The sequence below is a fragment of the Kosmotoga sp. genome (assembly GCF_982836095.1).
Map to the genome: position 1 here is coordinate 1 of NZ_CEYIHJ010000162.1, position 4,228 is coordinate 4,228.

3 protein-coding genes are annotated in these 4,228 nt (G+C 40.9%); 1 reads left to right on the plus strand and 2 read right to left on the minus strand.

What is annotated here, in order from left to right:
- Positions 1-22: 22 nt before the first annotated feature.
- Positions 23-1,876 carry a diguanylate cyclase domain-containing protein gene (locus tag AC3LHT_RS09255; protein ID WP_488662688.1) on the minus strand — a complete coding sequence of 618 codons (1,854 nt, stop codon included), beginning with the start codon at positions 1,874-1,876 and terminating at the stop codon, positions 23-25.
- 67 nt (positions 1,877-1,943) lie between these two features.
- On the opposite strand from AC3LHT_RS09255, the gene AC3LHT_RS09260 reads away from it, so the two are divergent.
- The gene (locus AC3LHT_RS09260) at positions 1,944-3,071 is read left to right on the plus strand and encodes an aldo/keto reductase (protein WP_290644823.1); all 1,128 of its coding nucleotides are present in this window, start codon (positions 1,944-1,946) and stop codon (positions 3,069-3,071) included.
- Between the two features lie 5 nt (positions 3,072-3,076).
- Here AC3LHT_RS09260 and AC3LHT_RS09265 read toward each other — a convergent pair.
- Positions 3,077-4,228 (minus strand): 6-phosphofructokinase (locus AC3LHT_RS09265; RefSeq protein ID WP_488662689.1); only part of this gene is annotated, 1,152 nt, incomplete at its 5' end.

Here is a 4,228-nt window from a genome sequence, read left to right on the forward strand (position 1 = left end):
GGGTTTCTGTTCAGAGGGCAAGCTAAGCTTCATCTGAAGCCTTTGTTTTCTGCAACTGAACCTTGAAAAGTCTTTTGTTTTCATACATGTTTTTTTCCGCTTCCCGAAGTATCTGCTGGATATCTTCATCGGGAAGCGTTTTTGTTGCTGTGCCGGCTGCTACGGATACCTGAACTGGGAAGTGATTGATCTTTGTCAATTTCATCTCTATTCTCTTAACGATTTCTTTTGCCTTTTCCCGTTCTGTTTTGATGAGTAGAATCACAAATTCGTCCCCGCCCCAGCGAACCACGAGGTCCTCATGTCGGCAGGATTCTTTGATGGCTTTTGCTATTTCTTCGAGATAATTATCACCGGTAAAATGTCCATACGTATCATTTACGGTTTTAAGCATATTTACATCTATAAAAATGATACTTATGGGCAAATTCCTCTCTGTATCAAGTCGGTTGAGCTCTTCCTCCAAAAAGGCTCGGTTATACAACCCCGTAAGACTATCATGAAAAGCAAGATAGCGCTCTCTTTTTTGAACCCTTATTCTGCGTATCGCCTCAGCTGCATGAAGTGCTAATAGCTCAGCCATTCTTACGTCATATTTTGTAAACGCAGAAGGTTTATAAGATATGGTTTGAAAAATACCGTATTCACCGATCGGAACACTTATGGCTGATTTGATTTTATCGTTTACAGGCCTGGCTTCAGGAGTGCTTTTGATATCATCTATCATGATAGTTTTACTAGTTAAAAGGGTTTTGCCCGCTATACCTTTATCTTTAGGTGCCCGCAAAGGGCAGTCTATTTCTGGAGATTTTCTTTTTACCACTAACTCTTCGCCTTCCAGGATATCTAAGCTGTAAACATCAAAGCTGAGAATGCTTCTTGCCGCGTTGACAATAAGGTCATAAACTTCTTCCTCCGTTTTGCACTTTTCCATTTGCAGGGCAATATCATGAAGTCTTTCCGCTTTTTCCTTTAAAATGCGGTTTTCTTTGAGCTTTTCATTCAAATCCAATGTTCTTTGCTTTACCATTTTTTTCAGGAACCAGCTCCAAAAGAGGATTAGCAATGTGACCAAAGCAAGGATGGCAAATGCATAGTATAGGATTTTCACAATTCTTCCACCGTAAACAGCTTTCCAATCTAATGGTCCAAACCATTTTTCATAAAGTTTATTATATTCGCCATTTTTAATCAGCAAAAGCAACCCTTTGTTGAGTTTGTTCAAAAGAGCTACATTATCCTTTTGTACAGCAAAAGCATAATCCCGTTCGTAAATAACCCAGTCAGAAAAAGCGAGATTTTTTAAGTTATATTCTTTTATCAGATATAGGGCCTGATACTTGCCAAAAATGCCATAATATCCAACACCTTTTGAAAGAACTTTCAACCCTTCTAGAGGAGCCTCAACGGTGATGATCTGGTCTGTAATATGTTTTTCGAGAAGGTAATCATGCATTACCCCACCTCGTTGAACAACAATGGCTTTATTGTGAAGATCGGATTCTGAATCGGGTTTTTTGGTGCCTTTTCGAAAGAATAGCGTCATATAGAGGGTGTTATGCGGAACAGAAAAATCGAATTGCTCTGCTCTCTGGGGTGTTACAGCCATTCCAAGAAGCCCATCAAGCTTTCCATCATCAAAATCAGAACGGATTTTCCCCCATTCGTCTAAACGTATTTCAATCTCGAGCCCTGTAACCTTTGCTATTGCTCTGGCAAGCTCTACATTGAATCCTGTGATATTTCCAGATTCATCTATGTACTCATAAGGAGGATAATTGCTGTCGCCACCGAATAGAAGATTTCCTGCAAAGATGTTCAAAGCGTATAATAAAAAAAGAAAGACAGTAAGAAAAAGTTTTCTCCCTGAACCCATATTTGCCTCCTGTTAAATTGATTATATCACTCTAATTTAGAATAAATGAAATGGGGGTAGAATTGATATGCTTTACAGAGAAATATGCAAAGCGAGAGAAAAAGTTTCCATACTGGGCTTTGGATGTATGCGCTTCCCTACTGTTGATGGAAAAATTGACAGGAAAAAGGCTTCTGAAATGCTTTCTTATGCCATTGAACATGGCGTTAATTATCTCGATACTGCTTATCCTTATCATAACGGGGAAAGTGAACCTTTCATTGGGGAATTCCTGAAAAAAACCGGATACAGGAAGAAGATATTTCTGGCAACAAAACTTCCAACCTGGCTTGTTAAAACAAGAGAAGATATGGATAGATACCTGAATGAACAGCTTCAAAGGCTTAAAACAGACTACATCGATTTTTACCTGCTACACGCTCTTGACAAAAACAAATGGGAAAATATGAAAAAACTCGGCTTTGACACTTTTCTCAACCAAGCGCTTTCAGAAGGAAAAATCAGGCATGTGGGTTTCTCTTTTCATGACAACGTAGAGGTTTTTAAGGAAATCATTGACGGTTATGACTGGGATTTATGCCAGATCCAGTACAATTACCTTGACACCGATTACCAAGCGGGACAGGAAGGCCTGAATTACGCTGCAAAGAAAGGCATAAGTGTGGTGATCATGGAACCCCTGAGAGGTGGAAAACTCGCAAATAATGTACCTAAGGAAGCACTGAAGTTGCTAAATACTCTGGGAAGGACAGCGGCATATTGGGCTCTCAGATGGGTCTGGAATCATCCTGAAGTTTCTTTGCTTCTCAGTGGAATGTCAACTCTGGAACAAGTTATAGAGAACATCAAAACGGCAGATGATGGGAAAGAAAATTCTTTTAAAGAGGCAGAGATAGAAATAATTGACAGAGTCAGAAAAATCTTTCTGGACAGGATCAAGATCAATTGTACCGCATGCGAATACTGCCTTCCATGTCCAAATGGTGTAAATATTCCCTACGCCTTTCAGCAATATAACAATGCATTTATGTTCGACGACCTAAAAGGGGCTAAGTGGGCTTATATGAACTTTTCAAAACCCGAACAGAGGGCTTCAAACTGTGTCGAATGTGGTACTTGTGAACCGAAGTGCCCTCAGAACCTCCCGATAATTTCCCTCTTGAAGGAGGTTGCCGCTGTTCTTGAAACCGACTGAAGAATTTAGCCCTTCAGCTTCTTTTCAATGGGAACTTTTTTCAATCTTGCGTAAAGGGGAATCCCTCTCATATAGTTAACCGGGGCTTCCCCTTCAATTAAAGGTCTGGCATATTCTACAAACGCTGATGTCACGCTAAAGCCGTCATATGAAATGAATTCTCCCGGAAGGTATTTCACTGCAGAAGCGACACCGGCAAGTTCGACAGGTTCGTAATGCCTTAAATAAGGAGAATCATTATCCCTTATAATGGAAACCATAATATCGCTCAAACCATCCATGATAGCAAACTTAACCGCCGCTGCTCCGACCTCTATGGCTTCCTGCCAGTCTGTGAGACTTGCGACATGCCTTGAAGATCTCTGAAGGTAATCCGGTAAAGCAGTGTGAACTTTCCTGCCAAGGTGCTGGCGAATTAACTTCTGAAGATATATGCCTATCTTGCCAAGCTGAACATTGCCAAAGGCATCGAGATAATCTTCGGTGGAGATGTAGTTTCCTTCAGAATCCTTCAATGCTTCAGCAGCGACTATGCTACAGTAACCATCTCTTGCTATGACTTCTTCAACCTTGGAGAGGAACTTTTCTTCGTCGAAGGGAACCTCGGGAAGAAGGAAAATCTGAGGGCCACGTTCCCCGTTCATATTTGCAAGAGCTCCTGAAGCGGCAAGCCAGCCCGCATAGCGCCCCATTGATTCAAGAATGAAAACCTGAGTTGAATCAGTATGCATCGATTCCAGATCTCTGGTTGCTTCGAGAATTGAAATGGCTGTGAACTTTGCCGCTGAACCATACCCCGGGCAATGGTCCGTGTGCATCAGGTCATTATCCACGGTTTTGGGAATACCGATGGCTTTAAGATCATATCCAAGCTCTTTTGCCTTTATCGCTATTTGGTGAACTGTTTCCATAGAATCGTTGCCACCGTTGTAAAGAAAATATCCAATATTATGTGCTTCAAATATCTCAAAAAGCCTTTTGAACTCTTCTTCAGTCTTCAGCTTCTTTCTGCAAGAACCAAATATGGCTCCCGGAGTGTATGGTATTCTCTCGATTTCATCCTTAGATTCCCTGGTCAAATCAAAAAGCTTTTCCTTCAAAATACCGCTAATCCCATTCATTCCAGCATAAACTTTTTCAATTTCGGGGTTATTTAG